At 66.0% G+C, this 18210-nt stretch carries 19 protein-coding genes and 2 tRNA genes; 8 read left to right on the top strand and 13 right to left on the bottom strand.

Annotated elements, in window-relative coordinates; genetic code table 11:
- Window positions 1-11 precede the first annotated feature (11 nt).
- Entirely contained in the window at window positions 12-572 is a 561-nt protein-coding gene (locus QO259_RS11240) for a nitroreductase family protein (protein WP_285950052.1), read from the top strand.
- 113 nt (window positions 573-685) lie between these two features.
- Window positions 686-773, top strand: a tRNA-Ser gene (locus tag QO259_RS11235).
- A 252-nt stretch (window positions 774-1025) separates the two neighbouring features.
- Here QO259_RS11235 and QO259_RS11230 read toward each other — a convergent pair.
- Both QO259_RS11230 and QO259_RS11225 read right to left on the bottom strand, forming a co-directional pair.
- Window positions 1026-2240, bottom strand: coding sequence for an MFS transporter (locus QO259_RS11230; RefSeq protein ID WP_285950051.1), 1215 nt, complete (start codon window positions 2238-2240; stop codon window positions 1026-1028).
- Between the two features lie 309 nt (window positions 2241-2549).
- Window positions 2550-3236, bottom strand: coding sequence for a type 1 glutamine amidotransferase domain-containing protein (locus QO259_RS11225; protein WP_285950050.1), 687 nt, complete (start codon window positions 3234-3236; stop codon window positions 2550-2552).
- A 143-nt stretch (window positions 3237-3379) separates the two neighbouring features.
- Between QO259_RS11225 and QO259_RS11220 the strand changes: the two genes are divergently transcribed.
- Together QO259_RS11220 and QO259_RS11215 are read left to right on the top strand one after the other, a co-directional pair.
- The gene (locus QO259_RS11220; protein WP_285950049.1) at window positions 3380-4297 is read left to right on the top strand and encodes a LysR family transcriptional regulator; all 918 of its coding nucleotides are present in this window, start codon (window positions 3380-3382) and stop codon (window positions 4295-4297) included.
- A gap of 1466 nt (window positions 4298-5763) precedes the next feature.
- Window positions 5764-5837, top strand: a tRNA-Gly gene (locus tag QO259_RS11215).
- Window positions 5838-6041: 204 nt separating this feature from the next.
- Here the strand turns inward: QO259_RS11215 and QO259_RS11210 are convergent.
- Both QO259_RS11210 and QO259_RS11205 read right to left on the bottom strand, forming a co-directional pair.
- On the bottom strand, window positions 6042-6281 hold the full coding sequence (locus QO259_RS11210) for a DUF1654 domain-containing protein (protein WP_285950048.1): 240 nt from the start codon (window positions 6279-6281) through the stop codon (window positions 6042-6044).
- 239 nt (window positions 6282-6520) lie between these two features.
- A complete protein-coding gene (locus tag QO259_RS11205) occupies window positions 6521-6838 on the bottom strand; it encodes a hypothetical protein (protein ID WP_285950047.1) in 318 nt (105 codons plus the stop codon).
- A 411-nt stretch (window positions 6839-7249) separates the two neighbouring features.
- Between QO259_RS11205 and QO259_RS11200 the strand changes: the two genes are divergently transcribed.
- Together QO259_RS11200 and QO259_RS11195 are read left to right on the top strand one after the other, a co-directional pair.
- The gene (locus QO259_RS11200) at window positions 7250-7546 is read left to right on the top strand and encodes a hypothetical protein (protein WP_285950046.1); all 297 of its coding nucleotides are present in this window, start codon (window positions 7250-7252) and stop codon (window positions 7544-7546) included.
- 208 nt (window positions 7547-7754) lie between these two features.
- Entirely contained in the window at window positions 7755-7913 is a 159-nt protein-coding gene (locus QO259_RS11195) for a YqaE/Pmp3 family membrane protein (protein ID WP_035471155.1), read from the top strand.
- A gap of 143 nt (window positions 7914-8056) precedes the next feature.
- Here the strand turns inward: QO259_RS11195 and QO259_RS11190 are convergent, their stop codons facing one another.
- Window positions 8057-8512, bottom strand: a complete 456-nt coding sequence (locus tag QO259_RS11190) for a DUF6314 family protein (protein ID WP_285950045.1) — start codon at window positions 8510-8512, stop codon at window positions 8057-8059.
- Between the two features lie 29 nt (window positions 8513-8541).
- On the opposite strand from QO259_RS11190, the gene QO259_RS11185 reads away from it, so the two are divergent.
- On the top strand, window positions 8542-9429 hold the full coding sequence (locus QO259_RS11185; RefSeq protein WP_207036951.1) for an EamA family transporter: 888 nt from the start codon (window positions 8542-8544) through the stop codon (window positions 9427-9429).
- Here the strand turns inward: QO259_RS11185 and QO259_RS11180 are convergent.
- The 4 genes from QO259_RS11180 to hmuQ are packed head-to-tail and all read right to left on the bottom strand — an operon-like array spanning window position 9368 to window position 12161.
- Window positions 9368-10396, bottom strand: coding sequence for a DUF1853 family protein (locus tag QO259_RS11180; RefSeq protein WP_285950044.1), 1029 nt, complete (start codon window positions 10394-10396; stop codon window positions 9368-9370). The two genes, QO259_RS11185 and QO259_RS11180, sit on opposite strands and share 62 nt — an antisense overlap.
- A complete protein-coding gene (gene epsC, locus QO259_RS11175) occupies window positions 10380-11126 on the bottom strand; it encodes a serine O-acetyltransferase EpsC (RefSeq protein ID WP_285950043.1) in 747 nt (248 codons plus the stop codon). Before epsC ends, QO259_RS11180 begins: the two co-directional genes overlap by 17 nt.
- A gap of 31 nt (window positions 11127-11157) precedes the next feature.
- Window positions 11158-11814 carry a cell wall hydrolase gene (locus QO259_RS11170; RefSeq protein ID WP_285950042.1) on the bottom strand — a complete coding sequence of 219 codons (657 nt, stop codon included), beginning with the start codon at window positions 11812-11814 and terminating at the stop codon, window positions 11158-11160.
- A 23-nt stretch (window positions 11815-11837) separates the two neighbouring features.
- On the bottom strand, window positions 11838-12161 hold the full coding sequence (gene hmuQ / locus QO259_RS11165) for a heme-degrading protein HmuQ (RefSeq protein ID WP_035471144.1): 324 nt from the start codon (window positions 12159-12161) through the stop codon (window positions 11838-11840).
- Between the two features lie 267 nt (window positions 12162-12428).
- On the opposite strand from hmuQ, the gene QO259_RS11160 reads away from it, so the two are divergent.
- A complete protein-coding gene (locus tag QO259_RS11160; RefSeq protein WP_285950041.1) occupies window positions 12429-13352 on the top strand; it encodes a LysR family transcriptional regulator in 924 nt (307 codons plus the stop codon).
- Window positions 13353-13386: 34 nt separating this feature from the next.
- Here the strand turns inward: QO259_RS11160 and QO259_RS11155 are convergent, their stop codons facing one another.
- The 4 genes from QO259_RS11155 to QO259_RS11140 form a co-directional block, all read right to left on the bottom strand.
- Window positions 13387-14259: a VOC family protein gene (locus tag QO259_RS11155; protein ID WP_285950040.1), complete on the bottom strand. Its 873-nt coding sequence runs from the start codon at window positions 14257-14259 to the stop codon at window positions 13387-13389.
- Window positions 14260-14344: 85 nt separating this feature from the next.
- Complete coding sequence (locus QO259_RS11150) at window positions 14345-15520, bottom strand: aminotransferase class V-fold PLP-dependent enzyme (protein ID WP_207036963.1); 1176 nt, start codon at window positions 15518-15520, stop codon at window positions 14345-14347.
- Window positions 15521-15689: 169 nt separating this feature from the next.
- Window positions 15690-17249: an aldehyde dehydrogenase family protein gene (locus QO259_RS11145; protein WP_285950039.1), complete on the bottom strand. Its 1560-nt coding sequence runs from the start codon at window positions 17247-17249 to the stop codon at window positions 15690-15692.
- A complete protein-coding gene (locus QO259_RS11140; protein WP_285952766.1) occupies window positions 17246-18175 on the bottom strand; it encodes an NAD(P)-dependent oxidoreductase in 930 nt (309 codons plus the stop codon). The genes QO259_RS11145 and QO259_RS11140 overlap by 4 nt, the downstream gene beginning before the upstream one ends.
- Between the last annotated feature and the right edge of the window lie 35 nt (window positions 18176-18210).

Below are 18210 nucleotides of genomic sequence, written 5' to 3'. Positions count from 1 at the left end.
AGGAGTCAGACATGGATGCCATGACGCTACTGCATCAGCGTCGTTCGATGGGCAAACTGGCCGGTCCGGCGCCCACCGCCGAGCAGCTCGACGCCCTCTACCGTGCCGCGCTGCGGGCGCCGGATCACAAGGAAATGACGCCGTACCGCTTCATCGAGATCAGCGGTGAAGGGCTCGACCGCCTGGGTGAGCTGTTCGCCCGCTCCGACTATCAGGCCAATCCGCATATCGACGATGCCACTCTAGATGCCGCGCGCAAGAAGCCCAAGCGGGCGCCGATGATCATCGCGGTGATCGCGCGCGTCACGCCGGACCTGCCCAAGGTGCCGCCGGTCGAGCAGATCATCTCCGCGGGTTGCGCCGCGCATGCCATGCTCTACGCGGCGTTCGCGCAGGGGCTGGGGGCGATGTGGCGCACCGGTACCTATGCCCATGACAAGACCGTATGGCGCGGTCTCGGCCTGGGCGAGCACGAAGAGCTGATCGGCTATCTCTATCTCGGCCAGCCGGGTGGCCGCTACCCTCAACCGCCGGTGCGCGATCCGCAGGCGTACGTCGAGCGTTGGCAGTGAGGCAGAAAAGGCTAGATGAGAGAAAAAATGGCTTGCGATCACGGGGTTAGGCGGATAAGATGTGCGCCGTTCTGAACGAAGCGGCAACGCCGAAACGAGCAGGATGACAATGCGGAGAGGTGTCCGAGTGGTCGAAGGAGCACGCCTGGAAAGTGTGTAAGTCGAAAGGCTTCGAGGGTTCGAATCCCTCCCTCTCCGCCACGAATCGAAAAGAACCGGCTTCAATAGCCGGTTTTTTTGTGTCTGGCATCTGGCGCCATGAAGAGGGAGGCGATGAGAACCCTCCGGTTCGCACCGAGGCGCTCGCGTTGTTGATGTTTGATGTTGGTGTTCGAGCGCCGACAAGCGGCCTCGCGAAGCGAGCCGATAATCCCTCCCTCTCCGCCACGAATCGAAAAGAACCGGCTTCAATGGCCGGTTTTTTTATGTCTGGCATTTGGCGCCCCCCGCCCATCACGATGGATCAGACGCGCTAGAGTGGCGTAGGCCGAGCGTCATCAGCAGCGCACAGGCTAGAGCCACCGCAGCCGTGACATGAAAGGTGTAGCTCGTGCCCCAACTGGCAGCCACCAGTCCCCCCAGCAGTGGGCCCAGCACCTGACCCAGGTACTGAAACGAGGTCGACAGGCCCATGATCCGGCCGAGGCTGCGGCCATCGCGATAGGCATGCTTGAGCGCCGACTTCAGACAGGGCAGCACACCGCCCAGCGCCAGGCCCATCGCGAAGCGCAGACCCATCAGCAGATAGACGCTCGTCACGAAGGCCTGGGGCACGATCAGCACGGCCCCTGCGGCAAAACCGCAGGCGGCGATACGCATGGCGCCATAGCGGTCGGCCAGCCGGCCCAGCGCCAGCGCGGAGAGCAGGCTGCCCAGCGCGGTGACGGACAGCACGATGCCGGCGGCCGAGGCCGTCTCGAGCGGGTGATGGTCCATGCTGGCGACGATGCTGTATATGATGGGATCGATCGATAGATTGGCCACCAGCAGACCCGTAGTCGCGATCAGCAGGACCCATATCCTTGAGTCGACAGGCGCAGCGAGGCGCGTCTGCTCGGCGTTTGACTCCCGCCGCTGGTGCTTTTCCCTGACCAGCAGGCAGGTCGCGACGACATTGAGCAGGATCATGCCGCCGGAGAGGAAGAAAACGTCACGCATACCGACGTGGGCGGAAAGGAACCCACCCAGCATGGGGCCAGCCAGGCTGCCGCCCAGGATACAGGCGAAGAGCACACCCTGGGCCTGTCCTGCCCGCGCCCCCGGCGCCTCTTTCGCCATGAGGATGGTCGCCCCCGAGGTGTAGCCGCCGGCCACGCCGGCCAGCAGCCGCAGCACGAGCATCTGCCAGGCGCTGGTCGCCGCCCCCATCAGGGTCATGCAGATCAGCATCCCGACGCTGGCGCGGACCAGGTTGATCTTGCAGCCGTAACGGTCGGACAGGTGCCCCCAGAGCGGTGCGAAGAGTGCGGCGCTGATAAAGGTTGCCGCGTACACCAGGCTGGACCAGATCCAGGTCCCTTCTGGCGAATGCTCACCGAGGCTGGCGAGGTAGTGGGGCAGAAAGGGCAGCATGATCGTCATGGCGACGATATTGATGAAAGACCCCGACCCCGCGACCCACAGGTTGGTTTTCCAGGCAGTGCTATGTCGCGACATCAGCGTCCCCATTGATGAAAAGCAGCGAGAAGGAGATCGCGCGGTAATGGCGAGCTCGAGGCAAAGCTTAAGGAAAATTCACCAATGAATAAAATTCATGTTTTTTATTCTATGGATTTCTTTTGGGAATGTGTGACGCATTTATGGTTGGTCGAAGCGTCATTGGCCTAGATGTTAGGAGGCGACATCGCAGGGCGTGGGTGGCTTGGCGGCTGACATCCCAGAGTCATCGGCCACACACGAAAAGACCGGCACGAGGCCGGTCTGCGGGGGTTGCACGGGACGTGAGGGTGTCCGAGGAGAGCCCGGGTGGCGCTTGTCTCAGCCGCGCAGGGCGTCAAGCAGGCACTCGGCGACGGGCGCCGAGGAGGGCGGGTTCTGACCGGTGATCAGGCGCCCATCCTGGCGGGTATAGGGCGCGAAGTCGTCGGTCTTGGAGTAGCGACCGCCGCTGGCGATCAGCGCCTCTTCGACCAGCTGCGGCACGATCTCGGTCAGCCCGACCGCGGCCTCCTCGCCATTGGTGAAGCCGGTCACCTCGCGCCCCTTGACCAGCGGCTGGCCCTCGGCATCCTTGGCGTGGATCAGCACGATGGGCGCGTGGCACACCGCCGCCACCGGCTTATGCTGGGCCCAGAAGGTTTCGATCAGGCGGATCGAGTCGGCGTCATCGACCAGGTCCCACAGCGGGCCATGGCCACCGGGATAGAAGACAGCGTCGAAGTCGTCGGCGCTCACCTCGGACAGGCGCTGGGTGTGGGCGAGCTGCGCCTTGGCCGCGTCGTCCTGCTGGAAGCGGCGGGTCGCCTCGGTCTGGCTCTCCTCGGCGTCACTCTTGGGGTCGAGCGGCGGCTGGCCACCCTTGGGTGAGGCGAGGGTGAGTTCGGCCCCGGCATCCTTGAAGGCGTAGTAGGGCGCGGCCAGCTCTTCGAGCCAGAAGCCGGTCTTTTCACCGGTGTCGCCGAGGCGGTCGTGGGAGGTCAGAACGATGAGAATACGCGGGGACATGAAGGGCTCCTTGCGGATGGCTGAAGGGTCTCTCGACCCATTCTAGTCTGGCGCCGCCGATCACGTGGCGGCTACTGGGTACCAAGGTAGGCGCTGGCGTAATATTCGGGAAATGACGTTTTTAGATATCAGGCATTCGATATATGAATATTGCGGGCAAGGATCTCAACCTGCTGCTCACGTTCCACGTGCTCTACACCGAGGGCAGCGTCTCTGCGGCCGCGATGCGCCTGGGCCTTAGCCAGCCGGCGCTGAGTCACAAGCTGGCCCGGCTGCGCCACGACTTCGGCGACGCGCTGTTCGTGCGGGCGCCGCGGGGGCTGACGCCGACGCCTCGTGCCCATGAACTCGCGCCGCGGGTCCAGCAACTGGTGGCCGGGCTGGAGAGCTTCTTCGACTTCTGTGAGGGCAGTGACTTTCTCACCCGAGACGACCGGGTGCATCTCTATACCACCGACTACATGGAGCAGCTACTGCTGCCGCGACTACTGCCGCTGATCCGGCGCGAGGCGCCGCGTCTGCAACTGGTGACCCACAATACCCGCGGGCGCCTGCCGCGGGCCGAGCTGGAGAGCGGCGAGTGCGATATCGCCATCGCGGGCTTCTATGCAGACCTGCCGGCCAGCTACTACCAGCAGCGGGTCCATGCCGAGGGGTTCGTGGTACTGGCGGCGGCCGACAATCCGCGCCTGGGGAAGACGCTGGATCTCGATAGCTATCTGAGGTGTGAGCATCTGGTCACCACGCTGACCGGTGATTTGGATGGGCTCGTCGACCGGCGTCTGCGCGAGATGGGGCGCTCACGCCGGGTGGTGGCGGGGCTATCGAGCTTTCTCGCACCGCCGCTATCGGTGGTTGACAGTGATCTGCTGTTGACCTGTCTGGAGAGCGTGGCGCGCCAAGCCGAGGCGCATATACCGGGATTGGCGGTATACCCCTGTCCCTTGGCGCTGGATGACGTGGCGGTGATCCAGACCTGGCATCAGCGCACCCACGAAGATCGTCTCCGTCGCTGGCTGCGGGCGCAGATCAAGGCGCTGCTGGCTGGCGAAAGCCGTTAGCGGCGATGGATTAGAGCCCATTCCCAAACTCTCTGACGATGGGCGCCGGAGGCAGGGCAAAGGTAGCGCCCAGGGAAGGATTCACAGCGCCCTCGCGGCGCCCTGCCGCCGGATGAGCTCATGGCGGTTGGGAAATGCGTTCTTAGGCGCTGTGGCGCAAGCTGAAGTCGTGTCAGGCGACGATCTAGACCTCTTTCGGTAGTGAATTCAGCCCCTTGGTTTCGCCACGAAAGTCGATAATGGCGCGGGGACATCCCCTGCGTACTTACCCGGCCTTCGGGCCGGGTCTTTTTTTGCCCACGCTTTCTTCTTTCCCCAAGATGACTCTCGGTCGCCCACTCTGATGCCACCAACGCTAGCGGTGGGTCTGATACCCGGCGTTTGGTGCTTGATCGAGCCCTGCCCAGTCGACGCCATCGACTCATGTCACCGTCGAAGGCCATCCTGCACGACTCGCCTGCGGGTGTCGCCAGCATGCAGATAGCGTCAGCCTGCGACGCCAGTGGTGCCACATCGGGTGCCGAATACTGCCGATGTTGCCGGGACTGGCTTGATTTGTAAGAGATATCTTACGCAAAATTGAGCGATATCGACCTGTATCCGTCATTCGTGAATTGATAATATGAGCGCTCGTTGTAGATCCTTGATCCCCGGTCTTCTGTCCGGGGATTTTTTATGCCCATTTTTTGCCACCTCAAGTCGAGGGCTGCTCTTTTCGGCTGCTTGTCGACCTTGCACGCAAGCGTGAAATGCGCAGCTGCCGATTAACAAAATACTACGTTTCAGTAGAAGCCTGTTTAACCTGGGTTGAGTTCAGCAGCTTGCGGATGCGCGCAAGATAGTGAAGGCGAGATCAGGGTGGATCTCCGGGAGCCGGCCAGGGAGGCTTTGCCAGGGATGCGGGGGCAGGAGGCCGCCGGTAGGTACGGAAGGGAGTCAGCGCTAGTCGGCCCGATCTCAGGATCGGGTCTTTTTTACCCTTGCTGATGGCGGCATCAATAATATAAACATCTAAATCTTATCTAAATTATAGTTATTTCACGCAATTAGATTAGACAGTATTAGAAGTTGACGTTATTCTCTGCAAGTAGGGATACAGCCTGGAATCGATCACGGACGATATTGCCAAGGATGCGGTTGAGCCGCAGTCTTTCAGCAGGATAGGCGCATGCTGATTGAAAGCCCGAGCGCTATCGCAGCGCGCTCGGGCTTTCTCTTATTGCATGTCAGTCAGTCGCGATCACGTTCGGCTGCCACGACCATGGACGATCGCGACGGCCGTGGTCAATCGCAACGGCCAAGGTCGATCTCGACGGGCGAGGACTCGAGCTGACACGCGTCGTCTTCGGTGGATCACAGACGCATCTACCACGCCGCTGTAGCGGGCCGCCGCCGAGCCTGGCATACGCTTTCTTGCGCGCTGCGCTTGCCAAACCTAAGTGATTGGAATTATTATCGAAAGCCTTGCGGGTGTAGCTCAATGGTAGAGCAGAAGCTTCCCAAGCTTAAGACGAGGGTTCGATTCCCTTCACCCGCTCCAATCCAGTGTTCAAACACGTCCAGACACGCCCACCATCTCTCCTGCAGCCCCCGCCACGCCTCGCTTTACCCGTTCAAACTTGTCCAAACATAGTTAGTGATAGCAACGCCCATTCTCTATTGCCTGGTTGACTGTTAGCCCTACACGCGGCCATCACGCAACGCGGCTAGGAGTGCCGTCTGCTGACGGATGTCCGACTCGCACTCAGGCACTCTCCGTGGCTCGGGCGCGCCAGCTCAGCAGAATGTCGTCGGCGGTGATCGAAATGACGCTCACCGCTGCCTCACGCGCCAGGCGTGCCATCAGTCGGGACCAGTCGTCCTGCGTTTCGCCGGGCTGGCGCATGATGACCAGCTGCTGGCGCCGATGGCAGGTGGCGCTCTGGATGGCGCGTGAGACGCGGCGTGACAGCCGCTCGTAGGGCGAGGGAAAAGCGAGAATCATGACGTCTCTCACCTGGTGGTGTATTTATATACAGTATAGTTGGCGACGCTCGATGGCGTAAAGCGATCCCCGGCACGAGGGGCCGGGACGGCGGCGCTCAGCGCTTGGTGGCGGGTGCGATCTTATGACTGGGCAGCTCATGGCCGAGCAGCCATCCCGCTCGAAGAACGGGCAATGATGAATGGCGACCACGAAAAAGGGGCCCAGGGGCCCCTTTCGTCACCGATGCACGGCGAGTGTCACTGGCTCTTGATGGCGTCGCCAGCTTCGACGCTGTGCCCTTCGGCGTTGATCTCGTCGAGTGATTTCGAATCTTCGATGTTGGTCGCACTGTCGGTCTCCGACTCCATTGCGTCCAGCGACTGATTGGTGGCAGCGCTGCCGCCGGAGAAGGAGGAGGCATCCTGCTCACCGCTGGCGGTAACACCGGAACCCGGCGCCAACGGCTCCTGGTTGGCCTGCCGGGCATCCTTGAGTGCGGCACTATCGGCCAGGGCACTACCGGCGAGTCCCAGAGTGAGGGCGGCAAAGGCGATGGTTGCGAGTGATTTTCTCATGCCAAATTCCTTTTGTGCTGAGGAAGAATAGGGGGCGATAGCCAGTGGGCTAACACGCCATCACACTGTAGCTGCTTTGCAATCAAGGTATGCGTTCAGTTGCCTCACTAGCGGACTTTTCGGCACGTAAGGCGGAGCTTTGGGCATGATTTCCAGCTTGCGCGCCTGTTTGTCGATGATTTTGCGGAGTCGATCCGCGCCTTTTCCGCCAGCGCCATGCTCGCCACGTGGGTGTTCCCGGCGCGGGCTTGAACTCGATCGGCCATGGCGTCATCTATAATGGTGAGGCGAGCAAGCGTTGGTCATTGCAAAGACATCGCCAAATCAAGAGAGTTGCTGATTTGGCGGTGGGACAACGCTCAGTTGACGTCATCAGTGATTGGACAGCGCCCGACAGGGCAGGAGAGTGTCATGAACGCGCGCGATTATCTGGCCAAGCAGGGTATTGCGCTGGACAAGGAGGAGGATAAGCCGCAGTCGCTCGAAGAGAAAGCCTGGGCACGGGCGCGCGAAGCTGCCGAACATGGCCCGCGCAGCGGCACGCCGCACGATTGGGAGGATTGGGAGCGCTATCACGAGGCGCTGGCGAGTGGTGCCGCCGAGATAAAGGGTAAGCAGCGGCCGCGTGACGGCGGGGCTGAAGGGATTGACGCGAATGCTGACGAGAGCGTCGGAGACGCTGGCGCCTCGTCTCGTCACCGTCGTTAGACAGCAGGATTGCGCAGGGCCAGCTATGCTGGTGAGCAGCCGAGCGGATCGACGCCAAGTGTCTGCGATACGAGTGTCGAGGCGCCGTCGCGTGTCGGTCGGCTGCGGTGACGATGGCGGTGATGAAAAAGGCGCCGCAAGGGACTGTTCTATCAATGTGGGCGTTGGCGCTGAAGAGCGCGAACGTGGCCACGGCAAAGGAGGCTACATGGATATCATCCGTATCATCTTCGCCATCATCCTGCCCCCGGTGGGCGTATTCCTGCAGGTGGGTCTGGGCCTGCAGTTCTGGATCAACATCGTGTTGACGCTGCTGGGCTATATCCCGGGCATCATCCATGCGGTGTGGATCATCGCCACGCGCTGAGTCGCGATGGGCAACGACAGCAAGAACGTATGAAAAAGCGCAGAGGGCCGGTTTCGACCGGCCCTCTGGCGTTTTCGGGGGCTTTGCGTGCGGGTTTCGCACCCCTCACGCGAGCACCGCGGGCTCGGCGTGAATCGGGCCGGTCAGGCCAGCCGATAGCGATAGTGCAGCGTCTCGTCCTTGCGCGGGCCCAGAATGCGCCAGGCGAGATCGAAGCCATCGACAAGCAGGTGCAGGCGGGCGCTGTAGGCATCAGCGGCACACTGGTGGTGGTGCTCGCTCACCAGGGTGTCGGCGTCGGCGGCGACCAGGTCGAACAGCGCCACTGCCGCCTCGCGGCCGCGGCGTTCGTGGGCGAGCGCCACGCGCTCGGGTGCTAGGCGCCAGCAGTAGAGGTTGCGCATGGTCACCGGCTGCTGGCCGGCCAGGGTGAAGTGGCCGCTTTCGTGGAAGCGTACCGTATCGCCCTCCACCTCCGCGCGTACGCTGCCCTGGCCGTGACCGGACCAGCCGGTGCGCGAGCCGGCGCCGGTCTCGGCGGTAAACGCGAAATGTGTGACTTGGGGCAGCAGGGTGTGCAGCCGTATAATGGCTGTCAACTCGTCTGTCATGAAAAGGTTGACCTTAAATGTCGTATCTCGTCGGCGTCACGCTACTGTGGGCCTTCTCGTTCAGTCTGATCGGTGTCTACCTCTCGGGGCAAGTGGATAGCTACTTCGCCGTGGCCACTCGGATCGTGCTGGCGACGCTGATCTTCCTGCCCCTGCTGCGCCCGCGGGCGATCTCCGGCGCCAGCCGTCTGGGGCTGATGAGTGTCGGCGCGCTGCAGCTCGGCGTGATGTACCTGTTCTTCTATCACGCCTTCCTGCTGCTGAGCGTGCCCGAGGTGCTGCTGTTCACCATCTTCACGCCGCTCTACATCACTCTGATCGATGACCTCCTGGCGCGGCGCTTCTCGCCGCGCTATCTGCTGATGGCGGCGCTGGCCGTGGCCGGGGCGGCGGTGATCCGTTACGACGGCGTCAATGCCGGCTACTGGCTGGGCTTTCTGGTCGTGCAGGGAGCCAATGTCTGCTTCGCTCTGGGGCAGGTCGGCTACCGCCATCTGGCCCGCGGGCTGCCTGCCGGCGTCGCCCATCGCCATCTCTTCGGCTGGTTCTACCTCGGCGCGCTGTGTGTGGCGCTGCCGGCGTTCCTGCTGCTCGGCGACGCCCATAAGCTGCCCACCACCGGGCTGCAGTGGGGCGTACTCGGTTGGCTCGGGGTCGTGGCGTCGGGGCTCGGCTATTTCCTCTGGAACAAGGGCGCCTGTCGGGTCGATGCCGGCACCCTGGCGATCATGAACAACGCGCTGATCCCTGCCGGGCTGATGGTCAATCTGGTGATCTGGAACCGCGATGCCGATCTGCTGCGCCTGAGTGCAGGGGCGGCGATTCTACTCGCCACGCTATGGCTCAATGCGCGCTGGGCGCGTCGCGGGGTGGCAGCGGCAGCGCCGGCGGCCAGCCATCCATGACCACGAACAGGCGGCAGCTACGCCCGTCCGGCAACGTCAGGCGCAGGTGCAGCGGCGACGGGGTGGTGGCGAAGTGACGTTCCAGCAGTTGCCCCAGCGCGGCCAGCGCGAGGCCGGCGCCACGCGGCGGTGCCAGCCAGTGCGGCTTCAGCAGCACCTGGCCGCGGGTCGCCGTTGGTAACGCCGCACATAGCGTCGGCCATGCCCGCTGGTGACACCACAGGCCCTGATAGACATCCGGATTGGCCAGGTCGGGCAGGGCTAGACGCTGGTCCCAGGGGTGGTAGAGGAACCCCGGCATGATGATGCGCTGGTGCAGCGCGGCGCTTGGCACCAAGGCCTCGCGCACGGCTTGCCCGGGCTCATCGCGGGCGGCGGGCAGCTGGCGCTGCGCCAGCCGGTGGCACTTGATCGCCAGCGAGTCGAAGCTGCCGGTGCCGATCCAGCGAGCGGCGTCGTGGCGATCTCCTGGCCCCCGTTCCAACCCGAGGAAGAATTTGATCGCCAGTTCGGCGTGCTCGATCGTCGCCGGCTCGACGCCGCGATAGCGATAGAGCAGGTCTAGCTCACCAGTGATTCGCTTGCCGTCGCGCAGGGTCAGGTTGTGGCCTAGCAGCGTGCTATGCGGTGCTGCACCGAGGATCCACTGCCACAGTGCTTCGTGGTAGATGCCCAGACGCTGCGAGCGGCGCTGATCGAGATGCTGCAGGAACGCCTCCCGTCGCGGTGCCAACGCTGCCAGCCAGCGCCGCCGAGCGGTATCGTCCGCCAGGCCGAGCTCGGTCAGGGTGGGGCGGCCGGACACGTTCAGGCGTGCCATGTCAGGAGCGTGCAACAGCCAGGCGATATCGCGCAGCCAGGGCGCGCTGAGGCAGGCCAGATCCTCGCGCAGCGCCGGGGTGCAGGGGCGGAAAGCCCAGGTCGGGTCGGCGGGCACCGGCGGCGCCGGCTCAGCGCGGCGCGGCACGCGGCCCCAGCACCGTGCTGTCGGCCGCCACCGGGCGGGTGACCACGGCACCGGCGCCGATGCGTGCCCGCTCACCCACCTCGATGTTACCGAGTACGCAGCAGCCGGCACCGAGGAAGGCGCCGCGGCGAATCTTGGGGTGACGGTCCCCGCTCAGCTTGCCGGTGCCGCCCAGGGTGACGCCGTGGAACAGGGTGACATCGTCCTCGACCACCGCGGTTTCGCCGATCACGATGCCCGCTCCGTGGTCGATGAACAGCCCCGCGCCCAGCTGCGCCGCCGGGTGGATATCGGCAGCGAAGGCGTGGGCGGCGCGATACTGGGCGAAGCTGGCGAGATCGGTGAGGCCCGCCCGCCACCAGGCGTGGGCGACGCGATGGCACTGCAGCGCACGATAGCCGGGGAAGAACAGCAGCGGGGTGAAGGGCTCGGGAATCGCGGCATCCTCGCGCAGCAGCACCAGCAGATCGCGCGCCGCGGCCGTGGCGATCTCGGGGTGGGCGGCGAGGCACGCCGCCACCGCGGCATGACACTCGGCGAAAGCCACCTCGACGGTGGCTAGGTCTTCGCTGACAATCTCGACCAGGGCGCCGGCGAGATCATCGACTTCGAGCAGGCAGCGGCGGTAGAGCGAGGTCAGCAGCGGATTGCGCCTGGCAGCGCTGCGCGCGGATTCGACCAGGGTTGGCCACAGGGTGTCGCTGCTCGGTTCCATCCATGCCTTGGACATGTGCGCTGCCTCCTCGCGTGGCTCGCCGGGGTCAACCGGGGAGGCGATAGAAATCGAATTCGCGGGTCTGCGCCGTCTTGACCATGTGTGAGGCCCAGGACGGTGTGATGCTGCGCTGGTGGAAGAACACGGCGCCGTGGGTGCGATCCTTGAGCGTACCATTGAGCGCGCGACGTGCGATCTCGCGTGCCGCGGCATACTCCAGCGGCTCACGCGCCTCGTCGGGGCGGCCATCGCACCACCAAGAGAACTGGCAGCTGCCGGTCTCCGAGCCCTGCTGTACCACGCCGCACAGGGTCGGTGGAAAGGCCGGATTGCCCAGCCGGTTCATCACCACGTTGGCCACCGCCTCCATCTCCACCACGCCCGCACCCTTGGCCTCCCAGTAGATCGACCGCGCCAGGCAGGTGAGCGCGTCATCCAGCGGAGCCTGGCCGCGCGGATCGACCGCAAGTGCGCCCTCGGGCGTGACCCGCAGCGCCGGAGGCGCCGGGCTGGCGCGCGTGTTCTCGACCACCCGCTGCTCCAGCTGCTCGGCCTTGTCGAGCGCGCGCTGGGCCGTTGGCGGCTCGGCGGCGAGCAGTGGGGCGGTGGGGGCGATCGCACCCAGCAGGATCACCAGGGCTAGCGCCCAGGCACTGGGCGTTCGGGCCCGGGCGTGAGTCCGGCGCGTGGGCGCCGATGACATAGGCATCACGCTGGCCGCTGGCGTCAGTCGGCGCCGAGGGTCTGGATCACCTCGAAACCCTCGAACTTGGGCGGGCCCAGATAGAGCCCCTCGCGGCGGCTCTGGCCGGCGTTGGCGTGGGCGGCGCGGAACGCTTCCGAGTGGGTCCAGGCCTCGAAGTCGGCCCGCGAGCGCCAGACGGTGTGAGAGGCGTAGAGCACATGATCCTCCTCGGCGGGGCCGCGTAGCATATGGAACTCGACGAATCCCGGCAGTCCCTGAAGATGGGTTTCGCGTTCGAGCCACAGGGTCTCGAACTCCTCGGTGCGCTCGGGATTGACGCGGAAACGGTTCATGGCGATGAACATCGGATGCGTGGCTCCATGCGGAAAACGGGGGTGTAAAGATAAAGGGCGCGGATGATGACAGTCGCGCGCTGCGTCCGGCCCGATAGACCTGACATCGGCAGCGTTCACCATGCCAGCACTCTACGCGAAAAGCGAGATGTGCCCGACCGGGGGCAGCGCACCTCGGGCGTTGACGCACAGTGCCTGCAGGTGTCCTAATCGAGGCAACACTGACCTCGGCACTCCACCATACGAGACGAGCGGCGCGCCCGGCGCCCATGATACGCCATGGACATTCCCCATCAGCGGCTGGTCTATTTTCGCGTCACGGTCGAGTCCGGCTCGCTGCGCAAGGCTGCCGCGCGGCTCGATATCGCGCCCTCGGCGGTGAGCCGCCAGATCTCACTGCTCGAAACCGCCTTCGAAGCGCCGCTGCTCGAGCGTACGCCGCGCGGCATTCGCCCCACCGCGGTGGGCGAGATGGTGCTCGACTACTGCCGCCAGCGCGGTGCGCTGGACGAGCAGTTCATCGCCAGCCTGGAGGCGCATCAGCGCCTGGAGACCGGCACCATCTCGCTGGTGGTGGGTGAGGGCTTCATCGACGATCTGATCGCCGCCCCGCTCAAGGCCTTCGCCGAGCGCTACCGCGGCGTACGCCTGGATATCCAGCAGGCCGGCACCGACGAGATCATCGAGTCGGTGGTGGAAGACCGCGCGCATATCGGGCTGATGTTCCACGAGCGAGTCCATCCCCAGATTCGCTTCTGGGTCTCCAGCGGCCAACCGCTGCTGGCGATCTGCCCCCGCGACCACGCGCTGGCCACGCTCCCCGAGCCGCTCTCGCTGGAGACCCTGAGCGAGGCGCCGATGGCACTGTGGAAAGTCGGACACGGCGTACGCCGGCTGGTCGACGAAGCCTTCCAGCAGGCACGGCTGCGCCCGCGGGTGGCGATGGAGACCAACTCCATGGCGGTACTGCGGCGCGCGGTGGTAGCCGGCATGGCGGTCACCCTGTTGCCCAGCTTTGCGGTGGCGGATGAGCTCGACAGCCAGAGCGTGGTTGCACGGCGGGTCGCCTGCGCGTCGTTTCAGCACTCCCAGGCGCACATGATCACCCGGGTCGGGCGGCGCCAGCCGCTGGCGAGTCTCAAGCTGCTGCGCCATCTGAGCGCCTGGATGCACGCCTTTCGTCACGACGACCCACGGCGCTGAAGCGCCAGGTTCCTTACGCTACCCGGCGTCGCCCTCAATGCTGGACGAAGCGCAGCAGCGTGCCCAGCGCCTGGGGCGCGATGTCGGCCTGGTTGACGCCCTGAGCGTGGTACTCGACGCCGTCCGCCTCCCACGCCGCCTGGGTCGCATCTAGATCACGACACGCCAGGGACAACGCCACGGCGCGGGGCGGCTGGGGGTCGAGTTCGCCCAGCAGCGGAAAGGTCGCCTCTAGGGTAGCCGGATCGAGCAGATGACAGTCGCCTTTGTGGGTATGGATGACGTAGTGGCGGGCGTCGCCGCGAATCGCCTCGCAGCCATGGATGCGCGCGAAGTGGCCGATATCGTGGGTGGGGTCGTCGCTGACATACCAGACATCGGTGATCGAGGTGGCGCCGTTGGGGTGGCTCTCCAGCGTCGGGTCGATGCGAAACAGCTCCGGGCGCAGCTGCTGGCACAGGAACTGGGTCAGGAACGGCCGCTCGACGTCGTGCAGGATGTCCAGCGCGACGCTCACTTCGGTGTCGCCGCCACTGGGCAGATGCGCCTGGCGGCGGAAGATGATCGGACGTGCGTCGGCGAAGCCGCGCGAGGCAACCAGCGCGTGGTCGCGCTGAATGCTGTCGCTGTCGAGGGCGAGCATGGCGATACCGTCGCCGACGCTGGCCAGCCGTGCCTCGATCAGGCGCCCGAACTGGAAGCCGTTGTCATCCTGATAGTCGAGGCATTCGGGGCGGCCGATACCGATCAGCTCGATGAAGTTGTTGCTGAAGAACAGCAGGTGGTTGTCGGTACCCCAGGGGTGTTGGTGGCGCGCGTTGACGTTGAAGCCGAGCTTGCGCGCCGCAGCCGCGGCATGGTCGAGATCGCCGACGGCGACGAGCGGGTGATCGATGCCGAAACTCATGGCGGACTCCTGTACTGGGCAGGGTGACGGCAAGAGGATGCGGTGATGGCGCGAGTATATCCGGCTTTGCCTCGGTATACGCTGTTCATGTCAGCGATACCGGCTGTGTGGCGGCGGTCGTGGTGTCTGGTCTGGCCCCTGCCAGCGCGGCCAGGGCGGCGTGAATATCAGCGGCGTCGTTGTGCCAGTGCGGTGCCAGTCTAACCAGGGCGCCGGCCGTCGGCAGGCGCACGTTGAGCGGCTCGGCGGCAATGTTGCACACCTTGGCGGCGATACCGGCGGCGCTCAGGCGCTGGGCCACCACCAGCGGCTGCGCCTCGGGCAGGTGCAGGGTGGCGATGCCGCTCTCGGGGGCTGCCAGCAGCGGTGTCAGGCCCTGGGCGCGGGCCAGCTCGTAGGCCAGCCCGGCGAGCCCCAGCACGTGCTCGCGCAGCGGGGCAATGCCGATCGCCGTCAGCTCATCGATCGCGGCGGTCAGGCTCAACTGATTGAGGATCGAGACATCGGAGGCGTCGAAGCGGCGCGCCTGTGGCTGATCGAGAAAGCGCTGGCTGGCGGCATCGAGACGCAGGCCGGCCATCTCGGCCAGCGGGTTGGGGCGCATCGAAGCCAGCGCCGCCGGGCTGAAGTAGGCCAGTGCCATGCCGCGCGGGCCGCGCAGCCACTTGCGCGTGGTCGCCACCAGCACGTCGCAGCCGAGCCGGCGCACATCGATCGGGGTCTGCCCCAGACCCTGGGCGGCATCCACGATCAGCGGGCAGTGGGCCGGACGCGCCAGCGCGCCCAGGCCCTCTACGTCGTAGCGCCGGCCCTCGATACTGGTCACCAGCGGGACGAGAATAGCGGCCACGTCTTCGCCGAGCTGGGCAGCGATCGCGGCCAGATCGAGGCTGCCGTCGGCCTGGGTGGCGAGCAGCTCCAGCGCCCGCGGCGGCTCGCCGCCGAAACGCTTGAGCATGACGATATCGGAGGCCCAGGTCCCCGGGGCGACGAGCACACGCTTGCCGCGCAGCGGGAGGGTGGCGAGGGCGCGCGCCATCGCCAGCGAGGTACTCTCGGCCAGCGCCAGCTGTGTCGCCGGCGCGCCGATCAGCGCGGCGGCGCGTTCGCGCGTCGCTTGCAGGTCCCAGTCCGCGCTCTCGACCCGCTGCTGTGGCCAGGCGGTCGCCTCCGCCTCCAGCCAGTCGCGCAGCCGCGCTGATACGCCGGGGCTGGTGAGGCCCACCGAGGCGTTGTTGAGATAGCGAAGTGTGTCGCGCATCACGGGGCTCCAGCGGTAGCTCGGGGGATCGCGCTATCCTGACGTGGAAACGTGAGCGGCGCCAGCGCCTGTTGAGATGCCGGTCATGTTTCGCGCGGCGTATCTCTGTCGCCCGAGGTCAGGAGCGTGGCGCACGCTGAGCCGCGATGGCACCCAGCGTGCGCGGCGCTCACGCCTTGCCGTCGCCGTAGCCCATGGCGACGCTGGCTTCGCTGGCGGTCTCGACCCAGACGCTCTGGGGCACGCTGTACTCGCGCAGGCCGTCGAGTCCGCTGGAGCGGCCGAAGCCGCTGTCGCGGAAGCCGCCGAACGGCGACATCACGTTGATCGCCTTGTAGCTGTTGATCCACACCGTGCCGGCGCGCAGCTGCGCGGCGACGCGATGGGCGCGGGCCGGGTCCTGGGTCCAGACCGCGCCGGCCAGGCCGAAGCGGGTGGCGTTGGCCAGGCGGATGGCGTCGGCCTCGTCGTCGAAGGGCAGGGCCACCAGCACCGGGCCGAACACCTCTTCACAGGCGATCTCCATCTCTGGGGTGACATCGGCCAGCAGAGTCGGCGCCAGATAGTAGCCATCGGCGCCGTCGGGCAGCCCGGCAGGCCGCGAGCCGCCGGTGACGACCCGGGCGCCGGCGGCGCGGGCGCGTTCGAGCATGGCGCTGACACGCTCGAACTGACGTGCGTTCTGCAGCGGCCCCATGCGCGTGGACTCGTCTTCCGGCAGGCCGACCGCGATCTGGCTGGCGGCGCGGGCCACCCGCTCGACCACCTCGTCATAGATCTCGCGCTGGATCAGCAGCCGCGAACCGGCCACGCAGCTCTGCCCGGCCGCCGCGAAGATCGCCGCCTGGGCGCCGGCCACGGCATCGTCGATCTTGGCATCGGCGAACACGATATTGGCCGACTTGCCACCCAGTTCGAGCACGCTGGGCACCAGGCGCCGGGCGCCGGCTTCGGCGATCACCCGGCCGCTGGCGGGCGAGCCGACGAACACCAGCTTGCTGATGCCGTCGTGCCCGGTGAGTGCCGCGCCGGTCGTGGGCCCGAGACCATTGACGATATTGATCAGCCCCCGCGGCAGGCCGCCGGACTCGAGCAGGCGAGCGATCACCACCGAGGAGAACGGGGTCAGTTCCGAGGGCTTGAGCACCACCCCGTTGCCCGCCGCGAGCGCCGGCGCCAGCTGCCAGGCGCAGGTGAACATCGGCGCGTTCCACGGTGTGATCTGGCCGACCACGCCAAACGGGACATGGCGCACATAGTTGAGATGGCTGGTGGGTACCGGAATCACTTCGCCATGCTGCTTGTCGCACCAGCCGGCGTAGTACTCGAACATCTCGCGCACCTTGCCCACCTCGCCGCGGCAGTCGCGAATCGGCTTGCCGGCGACCACGCTCTCGAGCTGGGCCAGCGTCTCCTCGTGGCCCTCAAGGCGGCGCACCGCGCTCAGCATGCGGCGGCCGCGCTCGCTGGCGGTGAGTGCCATCCACTCGATCTGGGCTCGGCTCGCGGCGGAGACGGCATGGTCCATCAGTGCCGCATCGGCGTCGCGGTAGTCGATCAGCGCGCCGCCGGTGGCGGGGTGGATCAGGGCGATGGATTCCCCCTCGCCGCTGATCAGCTCGCCGTCGATCCAGTTGCTGCAGGGGGTGTCGCCGCGCTCCAGCGACAGGCCGAAGCGCATCAGCAGATCGGCCAGGCGATCGCGGGCTTGGGTCTCCAGGGCATTCATCGGGCAGGCTCCTCGCGCGGTTCAAGGGTAGTGAAGTCGAGTCCCGCCTGCGCCAGCAGGGGCGAGGCGATATGGTTGAAGTCGTCGCTGTCGGCGGGCCGGTCGGGGTCGGCATGCCAGCCGTCGACCACCCGTTCGAGCAGGCCGAGATCGAGTCCCAGACCGGCGGCGGCATCCCGGGCCAGGCGCAGGTCCTTGCGCATCAGGCCGCTGGTGAAGCCGGAGTCGAAGCGCCCGGAGAGAATCCACTCGGGAAAGTTGACCTCGCTCACCGCACTGCGTCCGGAACCGCTGTTGAGGCCGGCCAGACAGGCTGCCGGATCGACCCCGGCCTTGGCGGCCAGCGTCACCGCCTCGGCGGTGGCGAGCAGATTGCAGGCACAGAGATAGTTGTTGGCCAGCTTGACCACGTGGCCGCTACCCGGGCCACCGACATGGGTGCGCTTGGCCGACATCGCCGCGAGCATCGGTTCCAGGCGTGTCACCGTTGCCGGTTCGCCGCCCAGCAGCATGCCGAGCCGGCCACTGGCCGCGCCCTTGGGGCCGCCGCTGACCGGGGCGTCGAGCCATTCGAGGCCGGCCTCGAGGACCTTGGCGGCGAGTTCGCGGCTGACCACCGGGTCGCTGGTGGAGGTGTCGACGATGACGCTGCCGCGGGGCGCCGTGGCGAGCAGGCCGGGGGCCTGCTCGATCACCTCGCGTACCTGGGCCGAGGTCGGCAGCGAGAGCAGATAGACATCGCTGGCAGGCAGCTCGCTGGGGGCGGCCACTGCCAGCCCCAGGCCCGCAAGGCGCTCACGCGCGGTGTCGAAAACATCGCTGCCGGTGACGTCGAAGCCGGCCTTGTGCAGGGTCAGGGCCATGTTGCCGCCCATCTGGCCGAGGCCGATCACGGTGATTTTCATATCGATAACCTCTGTCGCGATGACACAGACCCACCGTTTCAGGCGCCGCCGGGTGG

The organism is Salinicola sp. JS01 (genome assembly GCF_030284585.1).
Classification (GTDB): domain Bacteria; phylum Pseudomonadota; class Gammaproteobacteria; order Pseudomonadales; family Halomonadaceae; genus Salinicola.
This window is presented reverse-complemented; position numbering and strand designations above follow the sequence as displayed.

Coding starts and splice junctions, on each gene's coding strand:
- QO259_RS11240 (WP_285950052.1), top strand. CDS start 12: ATGGATGCCATGACGCTACTGCATCAGCGTCGTTCGATGGGCAAACTG.
- QO259_RS11230 (WP_285950051.1), bottom strand. CDS start 2,240: ATGGGGACGCTGATGTCGCGACATAGCACTGCCTGGAAAACCAACCTG.
- QO259_RS11225 (WP_285950050.1), bottom strand. CDS start 3,236: ATGTCCCCGCGTATTCTCATCGTTCTGACCTCCCACGACCGCCTCGGC.
- QO259_RS11220 (WP_285950049.1), top strand. CDS start 3,380: ATGAATATTGCGGGCAAGGATCTCAACCTGCTGCTCACGTTCCACGTG.
- QO259_RS11210 (WP_285950048.1), bottom strand. CDS start 6,281: ATGATTCTCGCTTTTCCCTCGCCCTACGAGCGGCTGTCACGCCGCGTC.
- QO259_RS11205 (WP_285950047.1), bottom strand. CDS start 6,838: ATGAGAAAATCACTCGCAACCATCGCCTTTGCCGCCCTCACTCTGGGA.
- QO259_RS11200 (WP_285950046.1), top strand. CDS start 7,250: ATGAACGCGCGCGATTATCTGGCCAAGCAGGGTATTGCGCTGGACAAG.
- QO259_RS11195 (WP_035471155.1), top strand. CDS start 7,755: ATGGATATCATCCGTATCATCTTCGCCATCATCCTGCCCCCGGTGGGC.
- QO259_RS11185 (WP_207036951.1), top strand. CDS start 8,542: ATGTCGTATCTCGTCGGCGTCACGCTACTGTGGGCCTTCTCGTTCAGT.
- epsC (WP_285950043.1), bottom strand. CDS start 11,126: ATGTCCAAGGCATGGATGGAACCGAGCAGCGACACCCTGTGGCCAACC.
- QO259_RS11170 (WP_285950042.1), bottom strand. CDS start 11,814: ATGTCATCGGCGCCCACGCGCCGGACTCACGCCCGGGCCCGAACGCCC.
- hmuQ (WP_035471144.1), bottom strand. CDS start 12,161: ATGTTCATCGCCATGAACCGTTTCCGCGTCAATCCCGAGCGCACCGAG.
- QO259_RS11160 (WP_285950041.1), top strand. CDS start 12,429: ATGGACATTCCCCATCAGCGGCTGGTCTATTTTCGCGTCACGGTCGAG.
- QO259_RS11155 (WP_285950040.1), bottom strand. CDS start 14,259: ATGAGTTTCGGCATCGATCACCCGCTCGTCGCCGTCGGCGATCTCGAC.
- QO259_RS11150 (WP_207036963.1), bottom strand. CDS start 15,520: ATGCGCGACACACTTCGCTATCTCAACAACGCCTCGGTGGGCCTCACC.
- QO259_RS11145 (WP_285950039.1), bottom strand. CDS start 17,249: ATGAATGCCCTGGAGACCCAAGCCCGCGATCGCCTGGCCGATCTGCTG.